The organism is Cellulomonas sp. P5_C6, from assembly GCF_054049635.1.
Genome location: NZ_JBFULZ010000042.1, coordinates 1 through 25,266 on the forward strand (window position 1 = coordinate 1; position 25,266 = coordinate 25,266).

Consider the following 25,266-nt stretch of genomic DNA (forward strand, 5'->3'; position numbering starts at 1 on the left):
GCGCAGGATGCCGTCGGGTCGCGCGAGTGCGACGAGCGCCGCCCGCACCTCGTCGACGGCCAGCCCGGGCTGCTTGACGGCGAGCTGGACGAACCCGCGGACCACGGCCCCGAGCAGGGCCAGGACGGCGACCACCGGCACCAGCACGACCGKCGCGGACACCAGCCGGGTGTGCACGAGCGCGCGCCGACGGGCCGCGAACGACCGGCGCGGGTCGGCGCGGTCGTCCTCGCCGTCGCCGTCGCGGTCGACCGGGTCGCTCTCGAGCGCGACGGAGCGCAGCCCGAGGTACCCCGCCTGCGCGTGCCGGACCACGGCCGACGGGACGACGATCACCCGGTGGCCGGCCAGCCGCGCGCGGCGGGACAGGTCGAAGCCGTCGCCGAAGGGCCCGAGCAGCGGGTCCGTGCCGCCCAGCTCGTCCCAGACGTCGCGCCGCACGAGGGCACCGGCGATCCCGACGCCGAGCACGTCCTCGCGGCCGTCGTGCTGGCCCTGGTCGAGCTCGCCCGGCTCGACGTCGGTCATCCGACGGCCGGACCGGGACGTGCGGACGCCGACCTCGAGCAAGCGCTCCGGATCGGTCCAGGTGCGCTGCTTGACGCCCGCGACGCCGACGGACCGGGCGTGGCCGACCGCACGGACCAGCTCGGCGAGCGCCGTGGGGGCCGGCGCGCTGTCGTCGTGCAGCAGCCACAGCCAGCTGGTCGCGAGCCCCTGGTCGGACTCGACCGCACGGCGGACCGCGTGCCCGAACGTCCGGGCGCCCGGCGCGTGCACGAACCGCAGCGTGGKGGTCGGCGAGCCGCCCGCCGCGGCGAACGTGCTGGTCAGCAGCCGCTCGAGGGTGTCGTCGGTGCCGTCGGAGACGTCCACCAGGAGGACCCGCAGCGGTCGGCGGGTCTGCGCCGCGAGCGCCGTGAGCGTCGGGGCGAGGTACGGGGTGCGCCCGCGGGTGACGACGACCGCGCACACCGGCGTCGTCACCGGTGTCGAGGAGGTCGCGGTGGAGATGCCCACCGGCTGGAGCGTGTCAGTCATGCTCGGAACATCATGCCGTCGCGCGGGACGAGGCCCGCGCGCGACACTCCCGCCCGGGGCAGGACGTCAGACGACACGCCGCTTGAGCTTGCGCCGCTCCCGCTCGGACAGCCCGCCCCAGATGCCGAAGCGCTCGTCGTTCTGCAGCGCGTACTCGAGGCACTCGGAGCGCACGTCGCAACCCGTGCACACCTTCTTGGCCTCACGCGTCGAGCCGCCCTTCTCGGGGAAGAACGCCTCGGGGTCGGTCTGCGCGCACAGGGCGCGCTCCTGCCAGCCCATCGGGCCCTCGTCCTCGAGTGCGCCGAAGATCGGCAGGACGTTGGACGCGTGCGTCTGTGCACTCGTGCGTGCGTCCGACGGGAAGATCTCGTCGTTGTCGAGCAGGTTCCACATGCGTGCCTCCGTGCGGTCCTCGTGCTGGTTCTTCTGCTCGTTCAGGGGCTCGGCGTGCGACGGTCTCTGGACTGCTCTGTCGAGGCGTCGCGGGTGGTGCTCGCTCATGAATCCGTTCTAAGGAATTACACGCGTGTCGTTCGCGTTGGTCAAGCGGGAGCGTGGTAGTTGTCCGGTTTTGCCGGGTGAACTTGGCGCGGACGGGTGATCCGGGCGTGTCGTCCTACGCTGTCCGCGTGCCCCTGACGACGATCGCGGACCTCCTGCAGCTGCTCACGCGCGAGCCCGGCCGAYCGCGGATCACCTGGTACGGGACGGACGGGGAGCGCGTCGAGCTCTCCGGCGCGGTCCTGGAGAACTGGGTCAGCAAGACCGCCAACCTCCTGGTCGAGGAGTTCGACGCCGGGCCCGGCACGCGGGTACGGATCGACCTGCCCGGCCACTGGCGGACGGTCGTCTGGGCGTTCGCGTCCTGGCGGGTGGGCGCGTGCGTGGTGGCGGTGGACGACGGCCCGACCGACGTCGTCGTGACCGACCGCCCCGGCGAGCACGTCGGGGCGCCCGACCTCGTCGCGGTGACGCTGCCCGCCCTTGCGCGACGGTTCGCCGGCGAGCTCCCACCCTCCGCGGTGGACGCGGCGACGGCCGTGATGACCTACGGCGACGTGCTCGGCTGGTCGCCGCCCGTCGACGCCGCCTCACCGGCGCTCGTCGACGCGTCCGGCACCTGGACCCATGCGACGCTGCCCGACCACCCGACGGTCGCGAAGGCTCCGCGGGACAGCGGCCGCACGGCGCTGGTCGCGGACGCCTCGTCGCTGCTCGCCACCCTGGCCGTCCTTGCCGACGGGGGCTCGGTGGTGCTGATCGCCCCCGACGCCCTCGCCCGCCTGGCCGCCGGTCCCGGACGCCTCGACGCGCTCCTGGGCTCGGAGCAGGTGTCCACCGACCTGCTTCGCGGGTCGGCCTCCGACGCCTGAGTCCCGGCTAGGGTCGTCGCCATGCCGGACACCGCTCTGCCTCCGCTCACCTGGATGGGCACCCTTCGCTGGCCGCTGGTCGAACGCGCGATGGCCCAGGAGCCCAGGACCGCGTCGGTGCTCGAGCTCGGGTGCGGCCAGGGCGCCCTCGGTGCCCGGCTCGCGCGGACGTTCGACTCCTACACGGGGGTCGAGCCCGACCAGTCCTCCGCGCAGGTGGCGCAGGCGCGGGTCGAGCCCTGGGGCGGCCGCGTGGTGCCCGACCTGGCGGACGCCGGGTCCGGGGCGCAGATCGTGTGCGCCTTCGAGGTCCTGGAGCACATCGAGGACGACCGGGCCGCGCTCGCCGGCTGGCTGACGCACGCGGCGCCCGGAGCTCTCTGCGTCTTCTCGGTGCCGGCGGACCCGCACCGGTTCAGCACCACCGACCGGCTGGTCGGTCACTACCGCCGGTACACCGACGACGATCTCGGCGGCCTGCTCACGTCGGTGGGCCTGGTCGACGTGCGCCTGCGGCGGTACGGCTATCCGGTCGCCTACGCGCTCGAGGACGCGCGCAACCTCGCGGCGACCCGCCGGTTGACCGGCGAGGGCGCCGACCAGGAGTCGATGGACGAGCGCAGCCACGGCTCTGGCCGCCTGTTCCAACCGCACCGGCCGTGGGAGGGGACGCTTCGCCAGGTGGCGACCAAGCCGTTCCGCGTGTGGCAGGACGCCGTCCCGGGTCGCGGACCGTGCCTGGTCGCCAGCGGGCGGGTCAGTCCGGCGTCCTGACCACGACGCGGCGCCGCCGGGCCGCGAGCAGGCCCGAGCCGCCGAGCAGAAGGTCCGCCGCCGTCTGCACCACGCGACTGACCAGCACGACCACGAGGATCGCGTGCTGGTCGACGTGCCCGGACAGCAGGAGCCCGAGGACGAGCTCGCGGGCACCGAGGCCGGCCGGCACGAACACGACGACGAACCCGACGATCCAGGCCAGGGCGTACGCGCCGGTCGACAGCAGGTAGGTCTCGACCCCCGACGTCATGCCGACGGCCCGCCCCAGCAGCCACACCTGCAGGCCCACCACCAGCCAGCCGGCCACCGACCACCCGGTCGCGGCGACGGTCCCCCGCACGGTCAGCGGGTGCTCCAGCGGCTCGCGGCGGGCGACCCGCATGGCGAGCGCGAGGATGCGGTTCAGGACGGGCGGCGCGAGGGCGACGAGGGCGACCGGGATGGCCACCCACGCCCACCGCACGTCGATCCCGGCGCCCCCGGCGATGACGAGGGCGGGCAGCGCGACCGCCAGGCCGGACACGATCGAGACGAGCACGGTGACGACCATCGCGCTCAGGGACCGGCGCCGTGGGATCTGCTGGTCCGCCCCGAGCTCCGTCGCGGCGACGATGTTCCAGATGCCGCCGGGGACGTACTTGCCCAGCTGGCTCACGAAGAAGATGGTGAACGCGGGACGCAGCGGAACCGCGGAGCCCAGGTCGGTCAGGACGGCCCGCCACGACAGCATGGTGAGCAGCAGGTACACCACCGCGAGCGCKAGGGCGCCGACGACGAGCCCGACCGGGATCGAGGTCAGCGCCTGCTCGACGTCGGACCACTGGTGCACCACGGCGACGGTGGCCGCACCGAGCGCGACGACGACGAACGCCAGACGCACCCACGGCGAGCGCAGCACCGCGATGACCCGGTTCACGCGAGCCGCTCCAGCGCGTCCACGAGGGGCGCGACCGATGCCCTCGCGGACATCGTCGCGCCCGCCCAGGCTGCCGAGCGCACGCCGAGCGCCTGCACGGCGGCGGTGTCGGCCGCGAGGTCGCGCAAGGCCCCTGCGAGCGCGTCCGCGTCACCTGGCGGGACGTAGACGGCGACGTCGCCGAGGGCGCGCCGCTGGGGCGGCGTGTCGCTGGTGACCACCACACAGCCGGCGGCGGCGCCCTGGAAAGCCTTGTTGGGCACGACGGAGAGGGCCTTGCGACTGGTGCCGACGATGCCCAGGCACACGTCGTGGGCGGCGACCAGCGCGGGCAGCCGGTCGGCCTCGACCCAGCGCACCCGCCTGATGCCCGGCACCCCGGCGAGCAGCGCGTCCACGGCCGCCTCGTCCTGGCCCGTGCCGACGATCGTCGCCTCGACCGCGCCGTCCAGCAGTCGCAGCGCCTCGGCGATCACGGGCGTCCCCTGCAGCGGCGTGAACAGCCCGAAGAAGATCACCGACAGCGGTCCGCCTGCGGGCCGGGCAGGCCGGGCGTCACCGGCCTCGAACCACCGCGAGTCGGCCCCGACGGGGACGACGACCGCGCGCTCCCGGACGTCGGGCGGCAGCGCGTCGGCGTGCTCGTCGGTGTCGACCACGACGACGTCGGCACGCCGCAGCGCGAAGGTGTCGAGGCCCACCAGCAGGCGTCGCCGCACCCGCCCGGCCACCCCGCGGTCGGCGGCCGTGCCCGCGCCGGAGATGAGGAAGTCCAGGACCACCGGCACAGGGCGGGTCAGCCGCCGCACGAGCGCGATGTCGAAGTGCCCGAGGTGGCCGACGAGCACCACGTCCGGCCGCGGTCCGCGGCGACGACGACGGCGCAGCGCCGGCACCAGTCGCGACCAGGCCCGCAGCAGGGAGATGCCCAGGAGAGGCAGTGCGGCCGGCCGGCGCAGCATGTCGACGCGCTGCGCGGTGTCCAGGCGCAGCGGCTCGACGATCTCCTCGACGGCCCAGCCCCGCTCGCGCAGGCCCTGCACGATGACGCGGATGCGGGGGTGGCTGTCGGCGTCGTAGGTCCCGGTGGCCAGGATCGTGCCGCGGTCGTCGCTCATCACGCCTCCGCGTCGAGGCCGGGATAAAGAGTGCGCATCGTCCTGACCGTCCTGTCGCCACGTCGCCCCTGCATCGGCATGGCCGCCGGAAGGCCCCCCGATGCTACCGGTCCCGTGCGCGGCGAGGCCGAGCGTTCCTCCCGGTAGGGTCGCGCATGCGGTCCCGCCCGACCAGAGACGAGACGACGTGACCCTCCCCCGCACGCGCCCCGACGCCCCGGCCCGCCGAGCCGTGTCGGAGCCGTCGCGCATCGCGGTGAGCATCGTGGGGCTGCCGGACCGGATCGTCATGCTCCTGTTCTGGTGCGCCCTGGTGGTCGCCGGCGCGGTGCTGTGCTCGCAGTTCCGCCCGGTCGTCGTCCTGCCGCTGTTGGTCGTCGTCCTCGTCTCGACGTGGCGGCTCGTGCCGGCGCCACTGCACGCCGACCGTCGCACCCTCGCGTCGTCCGCCGTCGCCCTGGGCGCGACCGCGCTCTGGCTCGCTCTGAACATCCCGTACGCGTCGCGCTTCGTCGTCGTGTGGCGCGACCCGGGCTTCCTCACGCTCGAAGGGATCTGGCTGTCCGGGCACGCGAGCGCCGAGATTCCCGTCGGTGCCGCCGTGCAGGTGCAGCACGCGGTCCCGGGGCTGTCCGCGCAGACCGGCGCGTACGACCTCGTGGGCACCTCGCTGCAGGTGCAGGGCGCCAAGCTGCTCCCCGGGATGCTCGGACTGGCGGGCTGGGTGGGCGGCGAGCACGCCGTGCTCGAGGCCAACCTGGCCATCGGTGCGGTCGGGCTGCTCGCCGTCTTCGCCCTGGCCCGACGCGTGGTCAACCCCGTGGTCGCGTTGGTCCCGATGCTCGCGCTCGCCGTCTCGCTGCCGATGATCGCCTTCTCGCGGTCCGCCTACACCGAACCCGTCACCCTCGCGCTGGTCGTCGGCGGTCTGACCATGGCGTGGTCGGCGGCCGAGACCCGGACGTGGTGGCGCTACCTCGTCGCCGGCGCCATGGTCGGTGCCACCGCCCTGGTCCGCATCGACGGCGCCGCGTCGGTCATCGGCATCGTCGCGGGCATCGGCCTCACCGCCGCTGCGGCTCTCACGCCCCGGTCGCGACGCCGGCAGCTGACCGCGCTCTGCCTGGTCGCGGCCGGGGCGATCGTCATGGTCGCGCTCGGCTATCTCGACCTGCGCCTGCACAGCCAGGACTACCTGTCCGACCTCTGGCGACGGTTCCGCCAGCTGATGGTGGGCCTCGGGCTGACCGTCGTGGGCGTCGTGCTGCTCAGCGTCCCCGCCTGGTTCGACCCGGTGCGTCGCCGGATCCTCGCCCGTCGCCGCGCGCTGGCGGCCGCCGGAGCGGTCCTGGTCGTCGCCGTGGCCGTCCTGCTCGCCCTGCGGCCGCTGTGGATGGTCAACCATCACGTCCCGGCAGGTACCGGGTACGCGGACCTGATCGGGTCGCTCCAGGAGCAGGCAGGGCTGCCGGTCGACCCCACGCGCAGCTACGACGAGTACTCGCTCTCCTGGCACGCCTGGTACTACGGCTGGCCGACGGTGGTCCTCGCCGTCGCCGGCTCTGCCGTCGTGGTGCACCGCATGATCCGCCGCCGCGACCCGCGCCTCGCGTTCCTGGTCGGCGTCGTGGTCGTCCCGTCACTGCTCTACCTCTGGGTGGTGAGCATCACCCCGTACCAGGTGTGGGCGATGCGGCGGTTCCTGCCGGTGACCATCCCCGGGCTGCTGCTGGCGGCTGCGGTGACGGTCGACCTCCTGTGGGCTCGCGGATCACGCCTGGGCCGGGCCGCCGCCGTGCTGGGCACGGGCCTGGTGCTCGCCCTGCCGTTGACCACGTGGGGCCCGCTGCTCGGGGTGGTCGAGCAGGACGCTCGGCTCGGCGAGGCGCACGCGGCCTGCGCCGCCATCGGCGACGACCCGGTCCTCTACCTGCACGTCGGCACGGAGTCACCGCCGTACCTCGCGACGATCCGGACGATGTGCGGCGTCGAGGTGGTCCAGGCGACCGAGCCGCCCACGCAGGCCGACCTCGCGGCCGTGCGGGCGGCCTGGGGCGGCGGGGACGTCAAGGTCGTCGCGTTCCTGCCGGACGTGCTGCCCTGGCCCGGCGGCCGGGCGCCGGAACCGCTGCGTGTCTCGGCGATCACCGAGTGGGAGCGTGCCGTCCAGCGGGTGCCGACGGACGCCGTCGACACCCGGTCAACCCTGTGGGTGGCCACGATCGAGCCCGACGGCTCGCTCACACCGGTCAGTGGCGGTACTGGAGCTCCTTGATGCGCTCGAGCTGGTCCTCGAGGAGCACCCGGTTGATGCGCTGCAGGTCCGACAGGACCCCGAGCGCCAGCGAGAGCAGGGCCGCGACCGCCATGATCGAGCCGAAGATCAGGGACTGGACGTTTCCGGCGTGCTCGTCGTGGGCGAACCAGAGCACGACGAACCGCACCATCGGGATGAGCGCCAGGATCCCGAACACCGCGGTCAGCGTGGCGAAGATGACGTACGGCTTGAACATCAGGTAGCTGCGCGTGATCGCCGAGGCCGACTTCAGCATGTGGTGGAAGATGTTCTTGAAGAGCCGCGACTCCCGAGTCTTCGGGTTGGTCACCACCGGGACGCTCTCAATCCGCAGCCGCTTGTGCCCGGCCTGGATGATCGTCTCCATGCAGTAGCTGAACTCGGTGACGATGTTCAGCCGGAACAGCGAGGCGCGCGAGTAGGCACGGAAGCCGCTCGCCGCATCGGGCAGGTCGGTGTCCGCCGCGCCGTTCACCACGCGGCTGCCGATCCGCTGCATGAGCCTCTTGAACGGCGAGAAGTGCTCGATCGTGGCCGTCTGCCGGTCGGCGATCACGATGTCGGCGACGCCGTCGACGATCGGCCGCACCAGATCCGGGATGCGGTCCTGCGGGTACTGGTTGTCCCCGTCSGTGTTGACSACGATGTCCGCGCCGTGGCTCAGCGCATAGTCCACACCGTCCCGGAACGACCGGGCGAGACCCATGTTGCGCGAGTGGTGCACGAAGTGGCGGACACCCAGCGCCTTGGCGACCTCGATCGTGCGGTCGGTCGACCCGTCGTCGATGACAAGGATCTCGAGCTCGTCCACGCCCTCGATCTGCGCGGGGATCGACGCCAGCACCGCGGGGAGGGTTGCCTCCTCATTGAGGCAGGGAACCTGGATGAAGACCTTCATGACCGTCCTGTCGCCACGTCGCCCACAACATCGGCGCGACCGCCGCGAGGCTCCCCGATGGTACCCGGGGCCGCGGGGGTCGGTGAGCGGCGGAGCCCGCGCCGCGGGGTAGGGTCCTGGCGTCCCGTGAGGCCTGACGAGAGGCGAGGAAAGCCGGCTGTGAACCCGCCTGACCCGGACGGCGCCGCACCTCGCACCGGTGGTCGGATCGGCCCCGCGATCGTGGCCCTCCCTGACCGGCTCGTGATGCTCCTCTTCTGGTGCTCGCTCGTCGTCGCCGTGAGCGTCATCGCCGCGCAGTTCCGCCCGGTGGTCGTCCTGCCGCTCCTCGCGGTCGTGATCGTGGCCACGTGGCGCCTGGTCCCTGCCCCGCTCGCAGCCACCGGGCGGCAGGTCGGTGCCGCGGGGGCGGCCGTCCTCGTCTGCGCCGTGTGGCTCGGCCTCAACCTCCCGCTCGCCTCGCGCTACGTCACGGTCACCCGGGACCCCGGCTTCCTCACCCTCGAGGGGATCTGGCTGTCGACGCATGCCAACCCCGACATCCCGGTCGGCGCCGCGGCGCAGGTTCAGCACGCGGTGCCGGGCCTGACGGCCGCGACGGGCGCCTACGACCTGGTCGACGGCACGCTGCGCGTCCAGGGCGCCAAGCTGCTGCCCGGGATGCTCGGGCTCGCGGGCTGGGTGGGCGGGCAGCAGGCGGTGCTCGTGGCGAACCTCGTCATCGGGGCGCTCGCCCTCCTCGCGGTGTTCACCCTCGCTCGACGCATGGTCTCCTCCACGACCGCCCTCGTGCCCGTCGTCGCGCTCGCGCTCTCCATGCCGATGGTGGCGTTCTCCCGGTCCGCGTACACCGAACCCCTCACGCTCGCGCTCGTCGCCGGCGGCCTCACGATGGCGTGGTCGGCCGCCGAGACCCGGAGGCCGTGGCGCTACCTGGTGGCGGGCGGGATGGTGGGCGCGACGGCCCTCGCGCGCATCGACGGCGCGGCGTCGGTGATCGGCCTCGTGCTCGGCATCGGGCTCACGGCTGCGGCCGCGTTCACCCCAGCGGCGCGACGGCGCCAGCTCGTCGCCGTGAGCCTCGCGGCCCTCGGCGCACTGTCCATGGTCGTCCTGGGCTACGTCGACCTGCGCCTCCACAGCCCGGGCTACCTCGAGCTGCTCTGGTCGCAGTTCTCTGCCCTGATCGCGGCCCTGGTCGCGACCGTCGTGGTCGTGCTGGCCGTGAGTCTCCCCCGGTGGCTGGACCCCGTGCGCCGGTGGGTGCTGCGCCGTCGACGCGGGCTCTCCTGGCTCGCCGCCGCACTGGTCGTGGTCGTGTCCCTCGTGCTCGTGACCAGGCCGGCGTGGATGACGGAGCACCACGGGGAACCGGACACGGCGTACTCGGCGCTCGTCGCGGCGCTCCAGGCGATCGCCGGGGTCCCGGTCGATGCAACCCGCAGCTACGACGAGTACTCGCTGAGCTGGCAGGCGTGGTACTTCGGCTGGCCGATGGTCGCGCTGGCTCTCGCGGGCCTCGCGATCCTGGTTCGGCGCATGGTCCGAGCGCGGGACCCGCGGCTCGCCCTGTTCGTCGGCGTCGTCGTCGCACCGTCGCTGCTCTACCTGTGGCGCGTGAGCATCAGCCCGGACCAGGTCTGGGCGATGCGGCGGTTCCTCGCCGTGACCATCCCGGGCCTGCTCCTGGCCTCGGCTCTCACCATCGAGGCGCTGTGGTCCCGTCGCACGGCGTGGCTCCGCGTCGTGGCCGGGATCGCCGCCGCTCTCGTCCTCGTCTACCCGGCGACCACCTGGGGGCCCGTGCTGAGGTCGGTGGAGCAGGACGGCCGGCTGGGCGAGGCGCGGGCTGTGTGCGACGCCGTCGGCTCCAACCCGGTCCTCTACATCTACGCCGGTCCGTCGGCGCCCCCGTACCTCGCGACGATCCGCACCCTGTGCGACGTGGAGGTGGTCCAGACGTCGATCCCGCCGACGACGGAGGACCTCCTGACCGTGCGCAGGGCGTGGGGCGACCGCGACGTGAGCGTCGTCGCCTTCGCTCCCGCCGCCCTGCCCTGGCCGGACGGCGTCGCAGCTCCGCCCCTGCGGACGACGGCAGTCTCCGTCTGGGAGCGGACGCTCGTGTCGGTGCCCGAGAACCCCGAGCACGGCGAGTCGACCGTCTGGGTCGCCACGATCACGGCCGACGGATCGCTCGAGCCAGCGCCGGCGGGCTGACGGCACTATCGTGCCCGCATGGACCCAGACCCGGAGGAGAGGGAGCTCGCTCCCACCGCGGGGCTCGACTATGCGGAGCGGCTCTACGACATCAGCAACGTCTGGTGGAAGCGGCTGCTCCACGTCCAGGCGCCCTACCAGGCCAACATCCGGCGCTTCGACCTCGGCCGCACCATCGACGTCGGCTGCGGCATCGGCCGCAACCTCAAGACGCTCGCACCGGGCTCGGTCGGCGTCGACCACAACCCGTACGCGATCGAGGTCGCGCGCCGCACGGGGGTGGCGGCCTACACCGACGACGAGTTCTTCGCCGATCCCGACCTCGCCCGGCCCGACAGCTTCGACGGCATGCTCGTCGCGCACGTCATCGAGCACCTGACGCCGCAGGACGCGCGCTCGATCCTCGGGATGTACCTGCCCCTCGTGCACCCKGGCGGCCGCATCGCGTTCATCACGCCGCAGGAGCGCGGGTACGCCAGCGACCACACGCACATCACGTTCACGGGGTTCGAGGAGCTGCGCGCGCTGGCCGACGACCTCGGCCTGATCACGGTGCGGAACGCGTCGTTCCCGTTCCCGCGCTGGGCGGGCAAGGCGTTCGTCTACAACGAGTTCGTCCTGCTGGCCCGCAAGCCGGTCTGACGTCAGGGGACGTCGGCCTGCACCACGACGCCGGCGCCGCACACCGTGAGCTCCCCGTCGCGCGCGGGCACGAACGCCGCGTCGCCCTGCGTCAGGGTCAGCGAGCCGTCGCCGGTGCTGCTGACCGTGACCTCGCCGGAGAGGCAGAGCAGGACGCGCGGGCCGCGGCCCGGCAGCGGGTGCGAGCCGTCGTCGGCGATCTCGGTGATCGACAGCTCGAAGTCGTCGACCGGCGCGTAGAACACCCGGGTCGCGCCGTGGAAGGTCTCGGGCGCGACGCGGATGGGCGGGGCGGCGACATAGTCGACGTTGCGCAGCAGCTCGGGGACGTCGACGTGCTTGGGGGTCAGCCCGGCCCGCAGCACGTTGTCCGAGCTGGCCATGATCTCGACCGCGACGCCGCGCAGGTACGCGTGCACGCCGCCGGCCGGCACGAACATCGCGTCGCCGGGCTCGAGCGTCACCGGGTTGAGCAGCAGCGACGTGACGACCCCCGGGTCGCCCGGGTAGGCGGCGGCGAGCTCGACCACCGTGCGGTCGGCGCGCGGCGACGGGGAGCCGATGGCCAGGCGGGCGGCGCAGGCGTCGACCACGTCCTGGACGTCGCGGGCGGACGGCCGGGTGGCGGGCTCGAGCAGCTGCGTGAACGCGGCGCGGATCCCGTCGGCGGTCGGCTGCGCCCGCAGGACGTCGCAGAGCTCCTTGGCCAGCGGCGCGTCCAGGCCGGCGAGCAGCTCGGCCGCGCGGCGCGGGGCCCGGAAGCCGCAGACGGCCTCGAAGCGGGTCAGCGCGTAGACCAGCTCGGGCTTGTGGTTGGCGTCGCGGAAGTTCCGGTGCGGGGCCGTGACCGGGACGCCCGCACGCTCCTCGTCGTCGAACCCGGCACGGGCCCGCGCGATGTTCGGGTGCACCTGCAGCGAGAGCGGCTGCTCGGCCGCGATGATCTTGAGCAGGTACGGCAGCTCGGCGCCGAAGCGGGCCACCACGTCCTCGCCCAGGATGCCGTCCGGGTCCCCCGCGATGAATGCGTGCAGCGGCTGCGCCGCCTCGTCCTGGGTGATCGACGGGGCCGACGGGTGGGCGCCCATCCAGGCCTCCGCGAGGACGCCGTCGGTCGCAGCGACACCGAGCAGGTCCGGGATGGCGTCGCGCGATCCCCATGCGTAGCTCTGCAGGGCGTGGCTGATCCGGATCACGGGCACCTCGTCTGTCGGGGGCGGGGCTGCCCGAATCCTACCGGCCGACGGCGACGGGGCGGCTGTGTGTCGGGCCACACCCGACATAGGCCAGACTGTGTGACCATGCGCGGCATCATCCTCGCCGGTGGATCCGGAACCCGACTGCACCCCATCACCCTCGGCGTGAGCAAGCAGCTCGTGCCGGTGTACGACAAACCGATGATCTACTACCCGCTCTCCACGCTGATCCTCGCGGGGATCCAGGACGTGCTGATCATCACGACGCCGCACGACGCCGAGCAGTTCCAGCGGCTGCTGGGCGACGGGTCCCAGTTCGGCATCTCGATCAGCTACACCGTCCAGGCGGAGCCCAACGGGCTGGCGCAGGCGTTCGTGCTCGGCGCGGACTTCGTCGGCACCGACTCGGCCGCGCTCGTGCTGGGCGACAACATCTTCTACGGGCCCGGGCTGGGCTCCCAGCTGCAACGGTTCCACCAGATCGACGGCGCCGCCGTGTTCGCCTACCGAGTGGCCGACCCGACGGCCTACGGCGTCGTGGAGTTCGATGCCGACGGCAAGGCGCTCTCGCTCGAGGAGAAGCCGGTCGCCCCCAAGAGCTCCTACGCGGTCCCCGGGCTGTACTTCTACGACAACGACGTCGTGCAGATCGCCCGGGACCTGGTGCCCTCGCCGCGTGGCGAGTACGAGATCACCGACGTCAACCGTACGTACCTCGAGCAGGGCCGCCTGCAGGTCGAGGTCCTCCCCCGCGGGACGGCCTGGCTCGACACCGGCACGTTCGACTCCCTGCTCGAGGCGTCCGACTACGTGCGGACCATCGAGCACCGCCAGGGCCTCAAGGTCGGCTGCCCCGAGGAGGTCGCCTGGCGTCGGGGCTTCCTGTCCGACGAGCAGCTGGCCGAGCGGGCGAACGCCCTGGTCAAGTCGGGGTACGGCACCTACCTGCTCAGCCTCCTGGCCTGAGACGCCGGATGCCGCGACCCCCTCGGCGGGGGTCGCGGCATCGCGAGCGAGCGAGCGCGCGTCAGGACGCGCGCAGCAGGGCGAGGTCGTGGTCGACCATGCGGCCGACGACCTCCTCGAACGCGACCGTCGGTCGCCAGTCGAGCTCCGCGGCGGCCTTGCGGGCGTCGCCGACGATCTCGGACGCGTCGACCGGCCGCACGAAGCGCGGGTCGACGCGCACGTGCGGCTGCCAGTCCTCGATGCCGGCCCGCGCGAACGCCGCCGCGGCGAACTCCGCCACGGAGTGGGTGCGGCCCGTCGCGACGACGAAGTCGTCGGCCACGGCGTGCCGCGCGGCCCGGACCATCGCGTCGACGTAGTCGTCGGCCCAGCCCCAGTCGCGCCGCGCGTCCAGGTTGCCCAGCGCCAGCACCCCCGAGCCGTCCACGGCGATCTGCGCGGCGGCCGCGGTGATCTTGCGGGTGACGAACGACGTCGGGCGCAGCGGCGACTCGTGGTTGTAGAGCACGCACGCCGACACGTGCAGGCCGCGCGAGCGGTACACGGACGCCATCTGGTGCGCGTACGCCTTCGCCGCCCCGTACGGGGAGACGGGCCGGATCGCGGTGCCCTCGTCCTGCGGCGACCGGTCGGGCAGGCCGAAGATCTCCGCGGACGACGCCTGGACCACCCGGACCGCCCGGCCCGTGGACTCCTGCGCACGCCACGCGGCCTCGAACAGCCCCACGGCGCCGACGCCGGTGATCTCGCCCGTGAGCACCGGGTGGTCCCACGAGTAGGCCACCGAGGAGATGCCCGCGAGGTTGTAGATCTCGTCAGGCGCGACGTCGGCGACGATCCGCCCGAGCGCCGCGGCGTCCCGCAGGTCGGCGACGTGCACGACGACCTCGGACGGCCGGTCGCCGCGCGACGCCGTGACGTCGTCCTCGTTGCGCACGAGACCGTGCACCTCGACGCCCTCCGCCAGCAGCCGGCGCGCCAGCAGCGTGCCGTCCTGCCCGGTGACCCCGGTGACGAAAGCTGTCGTCACCGACTCACTTCCCCGCGAGCAGGCGCTGCTCCTCGAGGTCGTTCTCGACCATCATCTTCACGAGGCCCGGGAAGTCGACCTCTCGCTTCCAGCCGAGCACGTCCTGCGCCTTGGACGGGTCGCCGACCAGCAGGTCGACCTCGGCGGGGCGCATGAACGCGGGGTTCTGCTTGACGTAGCGCGACCAGTCGTCGATGCCGACGGCGTGGAACGCGAGGTCCAGCAGCTCGCCGATCGAGTGGGTCTCGCCCGTCGCCACGACGTAGTCGTCGGCCTCGGGCTGCTGCAGCATGCGCCACATCGCCTCGACGTAGTCACCGGCGAAGCCCCAGTCGCGCTTGGCGTCGAGGTTGCCGAGCACCACGTCGTCCTGCAGGCCGAGCGCGATGCGCGCCACGGCGATCGAGATCTTGCGGGTGACGAACTCCGGTCCGCGGCGCGGCGACTCGTGGTTGAAGAGGATGCCCGACGAGGCGTGCATCCCGTAGGACTCGCGGTAGTTGATCGTCATGTAGTGGCCGAACACCTTGGCCACGCCGTACGGCGAGCGGGGCCACAGCAGCGTGGACTCGCGCTGGGGCACCTCCTGCACCTTGCCGAACATCTCCGAGCTGGAGGCCTGGTAGAAGCGGACCCGCGCCGGGTCGTCGTGCGAGTACAGGCGCACGGCCTCGAGGATGTTCAGCACGCCCATGCCGGTGACCTCCGAGGTCACGCGGGCGTTCTCCCACGAGTACGCGACGAACGAGATGGCGCCGAGGTTGTAGACCTCGTCCGGCTGGGCGATCTCGAGCGCCCGCAGCAGGGACGAGAGGTCGCCGAGGTCGCCGGTGAGGAGCTGGACGCCCGGCACCGTCTGCTCGACGAGGGATCGCTTCGGGTTGTTCTGTCCGCGGATGAGGCCGAAGACGTCGTAGCCCTTGGCGAGCAGCAGCTCGGCGAGATACAGGCCGTCCTGACCGGTGATTCCGGTGATGAGAGCGCGTGGCATGCCGCCAACCTTAGCGGGGGCTGCCACCTGCCCGGGACGGCTATCGGGCCGCCGAGTAGGCGTCGACGTGCACCCGCGCGGCCGCGTCCCAGGTGAAACCGGCAGCGCGGCGGGCCGCGGCGGCGCCGAGGACGGCCCGTCGCGCGGGGTCGTCGAGCAGCTCGCGCAGGGCGGTCGCGATGTCCGCGGCGTCGGTCCCGCAGTACGCGACCGCGTCGCCGCCGACCTCGGGCAACGAGAGCCGACGCGTGGTCAGCACCGTCGAACCGCAGGCCATGGCCTCGAGCACGGGCAGGCCGAACCCCTCGCCGAGGCTCGGGTAGGCCACGACGTCCGCGCCCGCGAGCAGCCCGGCCAGGTCGCCGAGCGGCACGTAGCCCGGCACCACGACCCGCAGGCGGTCCGGCACGCGCGCGACGGCCCCGTCGAGCTGCTCGTCCCACCCGCGCGCGCCGGCGAGCACGAGCGCCGGCGGGTCGTCGTCGTCCGCCACGGCCGCGGCCCAGCCCTCGACCAGGGCGACGACGTTCTTGCGCGGCTCCAGCGTGCCGAGGAACGCGACGTAGCGCCCGTGGACGCCGAGCCCGTCCGCGACGCGACGCGACTCCCCCGGCTCGACCGGCCGGAAGACGGCGGCGTCGACCCCGTGGTAGGCCACGTGGAACCGGTCCGGGTCGCCGCCCGCCTCGCGCAGCACCTCGTCGCGCGTCGCGGCCGACGGCACGACGAGCCCGCGGGCGCGCCGGACCGCGAGCCGGGTGGCGGCGCGGAAGAACACGGCCTTGCTGCGCAGGTGCCACTGGGGGGCGGTGAAGAACGTCGCGTCGTGCAGCGTCACCACGACGGGCACGGGGCTGACCAGCGGCATCGTGTAGTGCGGGCTGTGCARCACGTCGGCGCGGACGCGGCGGGCGAGCCACGGCAGGCCGACCTGCTCCCAGAGCATGCGCGCGGGTCGCCGCGCGATCCAGCCCGGCGCCGCCACGACGGTCGCGCCGGTGCCCTCGAAGACAGCCGTGTCCCGGGCCTGGCACACGACCGTGAGGTCGACGCCCGCGCGCACCAGGGCCGGGGCCAGCTCGTCGACGTACCGTCCGACGCCGCCGCGGTCGGCCGGGACGGCCGTCGCGTCGAGGAGCACCCGCCCCGCTCCGGGCTTCGCGACGGGCACGGAGCTGTGGGGCGTGGGCACGCCGTAGTCTCTCACCCATGCCGCTCGCCCCTCCGCCGCTGCGTGTCGCCATGACGGTGGAGCAGGCYTGGCAGCCGGTCCCGGGCGGCTCCGGGACCTACGTCGCGGAGATGTCGCGCGAGCTGGCCACGCGGGTCGAGCTGACCGCGGTCTCGGCGTGGCACCGGCAGCCGGCACCCCCCGACTGGGCGCCGTCCGGCCGCCGGCGGCGGGTCCCGCTGCCCCGCACGGCGATGTACGAGGCGTGGCAGCGCGTGGGCCTGCCGCGGATCGAGTGGACCGCGGGTGCGGTCGACGTCGTGCACGCCTCGACGTGGGCCGTGCCGCCCACCACGAAGCCGCTGGTCGCGACCGTGCACGACCTGGCGTTCCTGGTGGAGCCGGACCACTTCACCGCCCGCGGGATCGGCTTCTTCGGCCGGGCGCTCGAGCACGTCCGACGCCGTGCCGACGCCGTCGTCGTGCCGTCCCTGCACACCCGCGACGAGTGCGTCGACGCCGGCATCCCCGCCGACCGGCTGCACGTCGTGCCGCTCGCCAGCCGCCTGCCCGCCACCACGCCGCAGGACGTGGCCGAGTTCCGCTCCCGGAACGGCCTGACCCGGCCGTACGTGCTCTGGGCCGGCACGGTCGAACCCCGCAAGAACCTGCCCGCGGTCCTCGCCGCGTACGCGACGCTGCGCCGGGCGCGCCCCGACGTCGACCTCGTCCTCGTCGGTCCCAGCGGCTGGGRGGACGTCGACATCCCGACCGACGACTCCGTGCACCGGCTCGGCCTGCTCTCCCGCGTCGACCTTGCCCGGGCCTACGCCGGCGCGGCCGCGTTCTGCTTCCCGTCGCTGCGCGAGGGCTTCGGGCTGCCGGTGCTGGAGGCGATGAGCGCGGGCGTCCCCGTGGTCACGTCGGCCGGCACGTCCTGCGCCGAGGTCGCCGGGACGGCCGGCCTGCTGGTCGACCCCACCGACCACGACGCCCTCGCGGGCGCGCTCGAGGTGGCGTGCGGGAGCGACGGGCCGGCGCTGGCCGCGGCGGGCCTGGCGCGCGCCGCCGAGTTCTCGTGGGCGGCCGCGGCGGAGCGCACCGTCGAGGTGTACGCCGCGATCACCGGCCGTCAGTGGGCGGCGACGGCCTGACGGTAGGCACCGACGGTGGCGTCGACGCAGCGCTGCCAGGTGAACGTCCCGGCCCAGGCCCGGCCCGCGTCCTGGTCGCGCGCGGGCGCGGTGACCAACGCGTCGGCCCAGGCGTCGACGTCCGTCGGCGCGACCAGGCGGACGTGGGTCCCGCCGACCTCGCGGAGCACGGGGATGTCGCTGCAGAGCACCGGCGTGCCGGCGGCGAGCGCCTCGAGCACGGGCAGGCCGAAACCCTCGTAGAGCGACGGCATCGCCAGCGCCCGGGCCCCCGCGACCAGGCCGCGGACCTCGGCCCCCGGCAGGTGCGGCAGCACGACGGTGCCGGGTCCGGGAGACAGGTCGGCCCACCCGGAGGCGCCGACGAGCACCAGCCCGAGCGTGCCGCCGGCCGCGCGGTAGGCCGCGAACCCGGCCAGCAGCGTCGACAGGTTCTTGCGGGGCTCGCGCGTGCCGACGAAGACGACGTACTCGTCCGGCAGGCCGAGCGCGGCGACCCGCGCGGGATCGAGCGGCTCGGCCGCGAACCATTCGGGCGCCACGCCCAGGGGGGTCGCCACGACCCGGTCGGCGGCGACGCCGTAGTGCTCGACCACCTCGTCGCGGATCGCCGCCGACGGCGTGACGACGACGTCCGCGTAGCGCAGGCCGCGCGGCACGAGGGTGCGGTACTGGCGCGACGCCGCGGAGACGAGCTCCGGGTACCTCTCGTAGCTGAGGTCGTGGATCATCACGACGCCGGCCGCGCCGGACGGCGGCTGCACGAAGTTGGTGCCGTGGAAGACGTCGTGCCGCCCGGCCAGCCATTCCACCCGCGGCAGCGGCGTGCGTAGCCACGACGCCCGCAGGACCCGCGCCGGCACGGCCCGGTGCCGCCAGCCGACGGCAGCGGGCAGGTCGGCCGGCCGCTGGGCGCGACCCGAGAACGCCGTGAGGTCCACGGAGACGTCGCCGCGCGCGGCCAGGCCCGAGACCAGGTGCTGCACGTACGTGCCGACGCCGGTCCGGGGGCCGACCAGCGGCGTCGCGTCGAGCGCGACCCGCAGCGGCTCAGGCACCCGGCCGGCGCCCGGTGGGAGCCGGCACGGCGCCGGGCCCGGCGTCCGGACCCGCCTCCGGGCCGGTCTCCGACGCACGCTCCACGGACTCGACCGAGGCGCGCCGCATGGCGTTGACCTGGTCGACCACGGGCTGCACCTGCCACGCCGTCACCTTGCGGACCGCCTTGCGCACCAGCACGCGCACCCCGCGGCCCTGACCCGGGTCAGGCAGGTGCACGTCGCCCAGCCGCCGCAGCGGGGCCGAGACGGCGCCCGTCCCGACGGCGCTCGGACCCGGCGTGCCGTGCCCGTCGAGCGGGACGGCGTGCCCGCGACGCCGCGCGGCGCGCAGCACCACCTGGGCCTGGATCGCGTCGCGGCCGGCATCGGCGCTGGGCCACGGCTGCACCTCGACCACCGGCTCGGACCCGCCGGCCGCGCGGCGCATGGCCTTGCGCAGGCCCGCGTCGTCGTCGACGATCGTGACGCCGTCCTCCTCGTGCGCCTGCTCCACGAGGGCACCCACCCGGGTCGCGATGACGCGGCGCCCGAACAGCAGGGCCCGCTCCATCACGCTGGAGGACCAGATCTCGCGGTACGGCAGCACCACGACGTCGGAGGCGACGATCCACCGGTCGAACAGCTCGTCGCTGACGAACCCCAGGTGCACGTGCGCGCCCGGGATGCGGGCGGCGAGCCCCTCGAGGTCGTCGGCGTAGCGGACGAACGCGGGGTCCTCGACGCGCACCGAGCCGACGACGTCGAGCCGCACGCCGCCGCGCCCCATGCCCGAGAAGGCCCGGACGGCGCGGTCGAAGCCCTTGTGCGGCTGGATGAAGCCGATCGACAGGAACACGGTGGCGTCCTGCGCGATGCCGAGGCTCGCCCGGGCCTGCGCCTGGTCCAGCGGGGTGTGCGCGACGAACGTGGCGCCGGGGTCGACCACCCGGATGTGGGAGGACTGCACGCCGAACGCCTCGCGGAACGAGTCGACCTCGCTCTGGGAGTGCACGCTGATCTGGTCGACCCGCCGCCACAGCTGACGCGTGATCAGGGCCGCCGGGCTGCTCCCGCGGCCGTACCGGTAGTCGACCTCGTGCACCACGACCTCGACCCGCTTGGCGCGGGCGAACGCGGCGCTCAGGGCCAGCCCCACTGCGGCCCGGTCCGACTGCCCTGCGCCCGGCGGGTAGAAGAAGTCCGGGTGGAACTGCACGATCACCAGGTCGTAGCCCGCGACGCGCTTGGCCAGCGCCAGCGCCCCGCGCGGCCCGACCAGGTCGAGGTGGTAGTGCGCGGCCGACGGGCCCGGCGAGAGCACCTCGACGTCGTGGCCCTCGCGGCGCAGGGCGGCCACCTGCTGCTGGGCGTACGCGGCGATGCCGTCCCGCAGCGGGGGGTAGGGCGAGACCATCAGGATCCTCATGCGACGACCCCCGTCCACGCCTCGATCTGCGCCTCGACCGCATCGAGCACGGTCTCCCACTGGTAGTGGGACAGCACGTACTCACGGCCGCTGACGGCCAGCGCCGCAGCCTCCTCGGGAGCCTCGGCGACGAAGCGCAGGGCCTCCTCGAGCTCGAGCGCGTCGTCGTACGTCAGACCCGCGCCGGAGCGCTCGCAGTGCCACTTCACGACGTCGCTGCCCCCGTTGGCGATGACGGGCGTGCCCGCCAGCCACGCCTCCATGATCGTGCGCGAGAACGCCTCGAACCGGCTGGGCTGGATGTAGGCGTCGGCCGCCGCGAACGCGTTGTCGCGCTCGTCGTCGTCGAGGAAGCCCACGTCGATCACCTTGCCCTCGAACCCGACCGGCGGCCGGACCTCGCCGCCACCCATCGTGACCAGCGTGAACGGGAACTGCCCGCGCGCGTCGATGTCGGCGAGGATCTCGAGCAGCTCGTCCCAGCCCTTCGCGCCCTCACGCCGGCCGGCGTAGAGCAGGAAGCGGCCCTCGATGCCGTACCGCTCGCGGAACCCGTCGGGGTCGTACGACGCCGGGACCTCCACCCCGCATCCGACCACCTTGTGGGGCGCGAGCTTGGAGGTGATCCGTTCCGCCAGGTCCTGCTCGGGGTCGGACTGGAACAGCAGCCCGGCGCTGCCGGTGAACACCGGCTGGAAGAGCTCGAGGTACGCGTACGGCTCGTCGTGCAGGCAGGTCCACAGCACGCTCTTGTGCGGCACGATCTGCGAGCACGCGAACGTCACCCAGAACGGGTACGGCGTGAACACGAAGGCCCGGTACTCGTCCGAGCTGTCGAGGATGTAGTGGTACAGGTCCGGTGCCCGCATGCCGGAGTTCATCCAGCGCTGCTGCTCGGAGATGGTCAGCGGGTCGCCCGTGAGGATCCGGTGCTCCAGGACCCCCCGCTCGGGCAGCGCGTCGCCGTCGACCGTGAACCGCCGCACCGGCATGCCGTCCTCGACGGTGACGCCCGGTTCGGTCTCGTTCTTCCACGTGTGGTGGTCGAGGGCCGTCGTCGTGAGGRTCTCGACGTCCCAGCCCCGCTTCTGCAGGCCGAACGCCATGTGGCGCAGCACGATCTCCGCACCACCGACGATCCGGTCGCCGTAGCGCGCCGGGACGAACGCGATCTTGCCCTGACGACTGCTCATGACACCGCCTCGACGGAGAACCGGGGGGCGAGGTGGACGACGCCCACCTCGGTGGCCGTGGTGCGCACGCGCACGACMGCGGCACGGTCGACGCGGTGCCACTCGGCCCCACGCTGCGGGTGCACCGCGGCCGTGACGTAGTACTGGCCCTCGACCACAGGCAGCCGGTCGACGGCGAACTCCGCCCACTGCTTGCCGGTCGCCTTCGCGACCGTGACGCCGAGCATGTGCGTGTTCGTGCCGTACACCAGCCGCTCCATGTTGTCGGTGAGGGCCAGGCCCACGACGTAGTCGTCGATGGGCTCGTGCGCCTCGATCCCGATGCGGAACCGCACGGGCTGGTCGGGGCCGATGGTGATGAGCGGCACGCCGTCGGGGTCGGTCACCTGCACGTCCGTGATCGTGGCCGGGCGCGGCGCGTCGTCGTCCACCAGCTCGGCGGCGATCTCGTCGTTGGCGTCGCGGAACGCACGGATGATCTCGACGGAGGTGCCCTGCAGGATCGAGCGGCCGTGGTCGAGCATGACCGCGTGGTCGCACATCTCGCGCACCTGGTCCAGCGAGTGGGTGACCAGCACGATGGTGCGGCCCTCCCCCTGGAACTGGCGGATCCGCTCGATGCACTTGCGCTGGAACGGCTCGTCGCCGACCGCCAGGACCTCGTCCACCAGCAGGATGTCCGGGTCGACGTGCACGGCGACGGCGAACGCGAGCCGGACGTACATGCCGCTCGAGTAGAACTTCACCTGGGTGTCGATGAACTCCTCGATGCCCGAGAAGTCGACGATCGCGTCGAAGTACTTCTCGGTCTGCTTCTTGGTCAGGCCCAGCAGCGAGGCGTTGAGGAAGACGTTCTCGCGGCCCGTGAGGTCGCCGTGGAAGCCCGCGCCGAGCTCGAGCAGAGCGGCCAGCCGCCCGCGGCGCTCCACGATGCCGGCGGACGGTGTCAGCACGCCGCCGATGACCTTGAGCAGCGTGCTCTTGCCGGAGCCGTTGTGGCCGACCAGCCCGATGGTCGAGCCCTCGGGCACCGTGAGGTCGATGTCCTTGAGCGCCCAGAAGGTGGTCTCGTTGTCCTTGGAGGCACGCCGGTTGACCAGGCGCTCCTTGAGGCTCTTGTCGTTGCGCAGGCGGAACTGCTTGGAGACGCCCTCGAGGCGGATGATGTCGCTCACGGTCACAGCTCCTGTGCGAAGTTGCCCTGGGCCCGCGCGAACACGCGCTGGGCGAACCACAGGAGGACGAGGCTGACGGCGCTGATGATGAGGAGCCGCATGGCCAGCGGGCCGTCGTAGTAGAACGGTGCACCCTGCTCGGTCAGCCCGCCCGGCCACAGCGCGCGCTGGAACGCCAGCACCACGTTCGCCATCGGGTTGAGCATGTAGACGTCGAACAGCCACGGGTAGCCGGCGTCGGTCAGCGTGGACTGCACCTTCGTCCAGTCGTAGACGATCGGCGTCATCCAGAACCAGAGCAGCAGGCCCACCTCGACCAGGTACTGCACGTCCCGCAGGAACACGTTCGCGGCGGCCAGCACCAGGCCGAGCGCCGTCCCGAAGAGGATCAGCGTGAGCAGCGCGAGCGGGACGAGGAGCAGGTTGCTGGGCGCGGGCCAGGAGCCGGTCACCACGTACGCGCCCAGCAGCACCACCAGCTGGATCGCGAAGTTCACCGCGGCCGCGCCCACGACGGACAGCGGGAACAGCTCGCGCGGCATGTAGACCTTCTTGACCAGGCCCGCGTTGCTGATGATCGACCCGGTCGACCCGCCGATGATGTCGGTGAACAGCGACCAGGCCAGCAGGCCAGTGAAGAGGTAGACGCCGAACTCGGGGATCGTCTTGCCGGAGCCCAGGAAGAAGCCGATGGCGATCGAGTAGACGAGGAGCTGCAGCAGGGGGCGCGCGAGCGTCCAGAAGAACCCGAGGAACGAGTCCTTGTACTTGACCTTGAGCTCCTTGCGGACCAGGTTGCCCAGGAGCTCGCGGTACTGGACGACCTCGCGCACGTCGGCCCAGAAACCGTGGAACCACCGGGCCTGCGAGAACACCCGCGTCATCTCGCCCGACACGTGACGGCGCTGGTCCTCGGGCGCGGCGTCGGCCCCCAAGGCTTGCTCGAGTCCGCTCATCGGGCGTTCCTGCAGTTGCTCACGAACGTCAGAGCGTACCGGGACAGCCACACCCGCGGCTCCGGGCGGGTGGTCGCGGGCGGCTAGCATGTAGCGCGCCGCTGGACCGCCGACCGGAACGAGGAACCACCCCGATGGATGTGATCGTGTGCGGCGCCCAGGTGCCCTTCGTGCGTGGAGGGGCTGAGCTCGCGACGGCCAACCTCGTCCGTGCACTGCAGGAGAACGGACACCGCGCCGAGCTGGTCCACCTCCCGACGGCGTGGGAGAAGGAGCGGGTGTTCGACGCCCCGCTCGCCTGGCGGATGCTCCCGATGGACGCCGACGCGGTCATCACCACCAACTTCCCCTCGTACTACGCGCGCCACCCGCGCAAGATCGTCTGGCTGTTCCACCAGCACCGGGGCGCGTACGACGGTGCGGACGCCGCCTGGTCGGACATGGGCCTGGACGACGAGTCGCTCGAGATCCAGCGCCAGCTGACCGAGTGGGACACCAACGCGCTCCTCGAGGCGCAGCGCATCCACACGATCTCCGACGTGGTGGCCGACCGCCTCGCCCGGTACAACGGGCTCGAGGGCGTGACGCTCTACCACCCGCCGCCCCTGTCGGAGGACCTGCGCACCGGCGAGTACGGCGACTACGTCTTCACGCCCACCCGTCTCGAGGCCAACAAGCGCCCCGAGCGGATCGTCGCGGCGATGCCGTACGTGACCTCGGGTGTGCGCGCGGTCGTCGCCGGCCGCGGCTCCATGGCCGCGCAGCTGGCGCAGCAGGTGGAGAAGCACGACCTGGCCGACCGGGTCGAGCTGCCCGGGTTCGTCACCGACGAGGCGCTGGTGGACCTGTTCGCCGACTCGCTGGGCGTGATCTACGACCCGCACGACGAGGACTACGGCTACGTGACCCTGCAGGCGTTCCTGGCGGGCAAGCCCGTCATCACGTCGCAGGACGCCGGCGGCGTGCTCGAGTGGGTCGAGGACGGCGTCACCGGCCTGGTCACCGACGGCACGCCCGAGGGCCTCGCCGACGCCATCGACCGGCTCTCCTCGGACAAGGCCGCCGCCGCCGAGATGGGCATGGAGGGCCGCCGACGGGCCGCCGAGCTGTCCTGGCCGTCGGTCGTCGAGCAGCTTCTCGCATGAGCCGTCTGCGTATCGGCATCGCGACCCGTGCGCCGGTCGGGGACGATCTGCGCGCCGCGCTCACGCGACTCGCCGAGCGTGCCGATGTTGTCGCTGTGGTCGATGGTGGCCGGTTCGACACCGTGGTCCGGACCGCTGAGGCGCCCGGTCCCTTCGGCGAGCGCACGACCGTCTGGGTGGACGCCGAGACCGACCTGTCCGTACCGGCGGTCGCCGCGGCGACGGTCGTGATCGCCGCCCCGGACGTCGCGCGCGAGGTCCGCGCCCAGGTCAGCGCCCCCGTCCTGGTGCTCGGGCCGCAGGAGGCCCACGGCGCAGCCCGCCCCGTCGCCCCGTTCACACGTTCGCGGATCCGCCGCGCGCGTGGGCTCGAGGGCGCGCGCGCGGTCACCCGACACGTCGCCGGTGAGTGGTCGTGGGACCACGAGCCGGTGGAAGAGGCCACGGCGGTCACCGCCGTGGCGCTCGCCAGCGTCCTCGTGACGGACGACGCCACGACAGCCGTGCTCGGCGCGGCATGGGGGGCACCCGTCGTG

At 73.2% G+C, this 25,266-nt stretch carries 23 protein-coding genes; 9 read left to right on the top strand and 14 right to left on the bottom strand.

Translation table 11 applies throughout. The features are described 5' to 3' along the window. Both ACXJKG_RS07100 and ACXJKG_RS07105 read right to left on the bottom strand, forming a co-directional pair. The coding region (locus tag ACXJKG_RS07100; RefSeq protein ID WP_456845052.1) for a glycosyltransferase family 2 protein at window positions 1-1,041 on the bottom strand (1,041 nt) is incomplete at its 3' end. 66 nt (window positions 1,042-1,107) lie between these two features. Beyond that, window positions 1,108-1,437: a WhiB family transcriptional regulator gene (locus ACXJKG_RS07105; RefSeq protein WP_456845073.1), complete on the bottom strand. Its 330-nt coding sequence runs from the start codon at window positions 1,435-1,437 to the stop codon at window positions 1,108-1,110. Between the two features lie 236 nt (window positions 1,438-1,673). Between ACXJKG_RS07105 and ACXJKG_RS07110 the strand changes: the two genes are divergently transcribed. Both ACXJKG_RS07110 and ACXJKG_RS07115 read left to right on the top strand, forming a co-directional pair. After that, the gene (locus ACXJKG_RS07110; protein ID WP_456845053.1) at window positions 1,674-2,417 is read left to right on the top strand and encodes a TIGR03089 family protein; all 744 of its coding nucleotides are present in this window, start codon (window positions 1,674-1,676) and stop codon (window positions 2,415-2,417) included. 21 nt (window positions 2,418-2,438) lie between these two features. After that, window positions 2,439-3,191, top strand: a complete 753-nt coding sequence (locus ACXJKG_RS07115; protein WP_456845054.1) for a class I SAM-dependent methyltransferase — start codon at window positions 2,439-2,441, stop codon at window positions 3,189-3,191. Here the strand turns inward: ACXJKG_RS07115 and ACXJKG_RS07120 are convergent. After that, on the bottom strand, window positions 3,175-4,110 hold the full coding sequence (locus ACXJKG_RS07120) for a lysylphosphatidylglycerol synthase domain-containing protein (RefSeq protein WP_456845055.1): 936 nt from the start codon (window positions 4,108-4,110) through the stop codon (window positions 3,175-3,177). The genes ACXJKG_RS07115 and ACXJKG_RS07120 overlap by 17 nt on opposite strands. Then, a complete protein-coding gene (locus ACXJKG_RS07125; RefSeq protein ID WP_456845056.1) occupies window positions 4,107-5,228 on the bottom strand; it encodes a glycosyltransferase family 4 protein in 1,122 nt (373 codons plus the stop codon). The genes ACXJKG_RS07120 and ACXJKG_RS07125 overlap by 4 nt, the downstream gene beginning before the upstream one ends. Before the next feature lie 187 nt (window positions 5,229-5,415). On the opposite strand from ACXJKG_RS07125, the gene ACXJKG_RS07130 reads away from it, so the two are divergent. Continuing rightward, window positions 5,416-7,503 carry a hypothetical protein gene (locus ACXJKG_RS07130; RefSeq protein WP_456845057.1) on the top strand — a complete coding sequence of 696 codons (2,088 nt, stop codon included), beginning with the start codon at window positions 5,416-5,418 and terminating at the stop codon, window positions 7,501-7,503. On the opposite strand, the gene ACXJKG_RS07135 is transcribed toward ACXJKG_RS07130, so the two are convergent. Further along, on the bottom strand, window positions 7,478-8,422 hold the full coding sequence (locus tag ACXJKG_RS07135) for a glycosyltransferase family 2 protein (protein ID WP_456845058.1): 945 nt from the start codon (window positions 8,420-8,422) through the stop codon (window positions 7,478-7,480). The two genes, ACXJKG_RS07130 and ACXJKG_RS07135, sit on opposite strands and share 26 nt — an antisense overlap. Window positions 8,423-8,644: 222 nt before the next feature. Here ACXJKG_RS07135 and ACXJKG_RS07140 point away from each other — a divergent pair, with 222 nt between their 5' ends. Then, the gene (locus ACXJKG_RS07140; RefSeq protein WP_456845059.1) at window positions 8,645-10,642 is read left to right on the top strand and encodes a glycosyltransferase family 39 protein; all 1,998 of its coding nucleotides are present in this window, start codon (window positions 8,645-8,647) and stop codon (window positions 10,640-10,642) included. An 18-nt stretch (window positions 10,643-10,660) separates the two neighbouring features. Continuing rightward, window positions 10,661-11,284 (top strand): class I SAM-dependent methyltransferase, encoded by a 624-nt coding sequence (locus ACXJKG_RS07145; RefSeq protein WP_456845060.1) that lies wholly within the window; start codon window positions 10,661-10,663, stop codon window positions 11,282-11,284. A 2-nt stretch (window positions 11,285-11,286) separates the two neighbouring features. On the opposite strand, the gene manA is transcribed toward ACXJKG_RS07145, so the two are convergent. Further along, window positions 11,287-12,480 carry a mannose-6-phosphate isomerase, class I gene (gene manA / locus ACXJKG_RS07150; RefSeq protein WP_456845061.1) on the bottom strand — a complete coding sequence of 398 codons (1,194 nt, stop codon included), beginning with the start codon at window positions 12,478-12,480 and terminating at the stop codon, window positions 11,287-11,289. A gap of 105 nt (window positions 12,481-12,585) precedes the next feature. Here manA and rfbA point away from each other — a divergent pair, with 105 nt between their 5' ends. Further along, window positions 12,586-13,446, top strand: a complete 861-nt coding sequence (rfbA, locus tag ACXJKG_RS07155) for a glucose-1-phosphate thymidylyltransferase RfbA (RefSeq protein WP_456845062.1) — start codon at window positions 12,586-12,588, stop codon at window positions 13,444-13,446. A 61-nt stretch (window positions 13,447-13,507) separates the two neighbouring features. Here rfbA and ACXJKG_RS07160 read toward each other — a convergent pair whose 3' ends face one another. The 3 genes from ACXJKG_RS07160 to ACXJKG_RS07170 are packed head-to-tail and all read right to left on the bottom strand — an operon-like array spanning window position 13,508 to window position 16,662. Continuing rightward, a complete protein-coding gene (locus tag ACXJKG_RS07160) occupies window positions 13,508-14,479 on the bottom strand; it encodes a GDP-mannose 4,6-dehydratase (protein ID WP_456845063.1) in 972 nt (323 codons plus the stop codon). Between the two features lie 4 nt (window positions 14,480-14,483). Next, on the bottom strand, window positions 14,484-15,470 hold the full coding sequence (locus ACXJKG_RS07165) for a GDP-mannose 4,6-dehydratase (RefSeq protein ID WP_456845064.1): 987 nt from the start codon (window positions 15,468-15,470) through the stop codon (window positions 14,484-14,486). A gap of 40 nt (window positions 15,471-15,510) precedes the next feature. Then, window positions 15,511-16,662: a glycosyltransferase family 4 protein gene (locus ACXJKG_RS07170; protein ID WP_456845065.1), complete on the bottom strand. Its 1,152-nt coding sequence runs from the start codon at window positions 16,660-16,662 to the stop codon at window positions 15,511-15,513. Between the two features lie 17 nt (window positions 16,663-16,679). On the opposite strand from ACXJKG_RS07170, the gene ACXJKG_RS07175 reads away from it, so the two are divergent. Next, complete coding sequence (locus tag ACXJKG_RS07175; RefSeq protein WP_456845066.1) at window positions 16,680-17,795, top strand: glycosyltransferase family 4 protein; 1,116 nt, start codon at window positions 16,680-16,682, stop codon at window positions 17,793-17,795. On the opposite strand, the gene ACXJKG_RS07180 is transcribed toward ACXJKG_RS07175, so the two are convergent. From ACXJKG_RS07180 to ACXJKG_RS07200, 5 genes are all read right to left on the bottom strand, one after another. Further along, entirely contained in the window at window positions 17,774-18,853 is a 1,080-nt protein-coding gene (locus ACXJKG_RS07180) for a glycosyltransferase family 4 protein (RefSeq protein WP_456845067.1), read from the bottom strand. The genes ACXJKG_RS07175 and ACXJKG_RS07180 overlap by 22 nt on opposite strands. Continuing rightward, complete coding sequence (locus tag ACXJKG_RS07185) at window positions 18,846-20,261, bottom strand: glycosyltransferase family 4 protein (RefSeq protein WP_456845068.1); 1,416 nt, start codon at window positions 20,259-20,261, stop codon at window positions 18,846-18,848. Before ACXJKG_RS07185 ends, ACXJKG_RS07180 begins: the two co-directional genes overlap by 8 nt. Continuing rightward, a complete protein-coding gene (locus ACXJKG_RS07190) occupies window positions 20,258-21,454 on the bottom strand; it encodes a glycosyltransferase family 4 protein (RefSeq protein WP_456845069.1) in 1,197 nt (398 codons plus the stop codon). The genes ACXJKG_RS07185 and ACXJKG_RS07190 overlap by 4 nt, the downstream gene beginning before the upstream one ends. Further along, window positions 21,451-22,554, bottom strand: coding sequence for an ABC transporter ATP-binding protein (locus ACXJKG_RS07195; RefSeq protein WP_456845074.1), 1,104 nt, complete (start codon window positions 22,552-22,554; stop codon window positions 21,451-21,453). The genes ACXJKG_RS07190 and ACXJKG_RS07195 overlap by 4 nt, the downstream gene beginning before the upstream one ends. Window positions 22,555-22,631: 77 nt before the next feature. Beyond that, window positions 22,632-23,585, bottom strand: coding sequence for an ABC transporter permease (locus ACXJKG_RS07200; protein WP_456845070.1), 954 nt, complete (start codon window positions 23,583-23,585; stop codon window positions 22,632-22,634). A 134-nt stretch (window positions 23,586-23,719) separates the two neighbouring features. Here ACXJKG_RS07200 and ACXJKG_RS07205 point away from each other — a divergent pair, with 134 nt between their 5' ends. After that, on the top strand, window positions 23,720-24,730 hold the full coding sequence (locus ACXJKG_RS07205; protein WP_456845071.1) for a glycosyltransferase family 4 protein: 1,011 nt from the start codon (window positions 23,720-23,722) through the stop codon (window positions 24,728-24,730). Further along, on the top strand, window positions 24,727-25,266 hold a 540-nt coding region (locus tag ACXJKG_RS07210; protein WP_456845072.1), incomplete at its 3' end, for a hypothetical protein. The genes ACXJKG_RS07205 and ACXJKG_RS07210, both read left to right, overlap by 4 nt.

Bases quoted from the DNA above. Each gene is read 5' to 3' on its own strand.
- ACXJKG_RS07105 (WP_456845073.1), bottom strand. From the start codon at position 1,437: ATGTGGAACCTGCTCGACAACGACGAGATCTTCCCGTCGGACGCACGC.
- ACXJKG_RS07115 (WP_456845054.1), top strand. From the start codon at position 2,439: ATGCCGGACACCGCTCTGCCTCCGCTCACCTGGATGGGCACCCTTCGC.
- ACXJKG_RS07125 (WP_456845056.1), bottom strand. From the start codon at position 5,228: ATGAGCGACGACCGCGGCACGATCCTGGCCACCGGGACCTACGACGCC.
- rfbA (WP_456845062.1), top strand. From the start codon at position 12,586: ATGCGCGGCATCATCCTCGCCGGTGGATCCGGAACCCGACTGCACCCC.
- ACXJKG_RS07165 (WP_456845064.1), bottom strand. From the start codon at position 15,470: ATGCCACGCGCTCTCATCACCGGAATCACCGGTCAGGACGGCCTGTAT.
- ACXJKG_RS07185 (WP_456845068.1), bottom strand. From the start codon at position 20,261: ATGAGGATCCTGATGGTCTCGCCCTACCCCCCGCTGCGGGACGGCATC.
- ACXJKG_RS07200 (WP_456845070.1), bottom strand. From the start codon at position 23,585: ATGAGCGGACTCGAGCAAGCCTTGGGGGCCGACGCCGCGCCCGAGGAC.
- ACXJKG_RS07205 (WP_456845071.1), top strand. From the start codon at position 23,720: ATGGATGTGATCGTGTGCGGCGCCCAGGTGCCCTTCGTGCGTGGAGGG.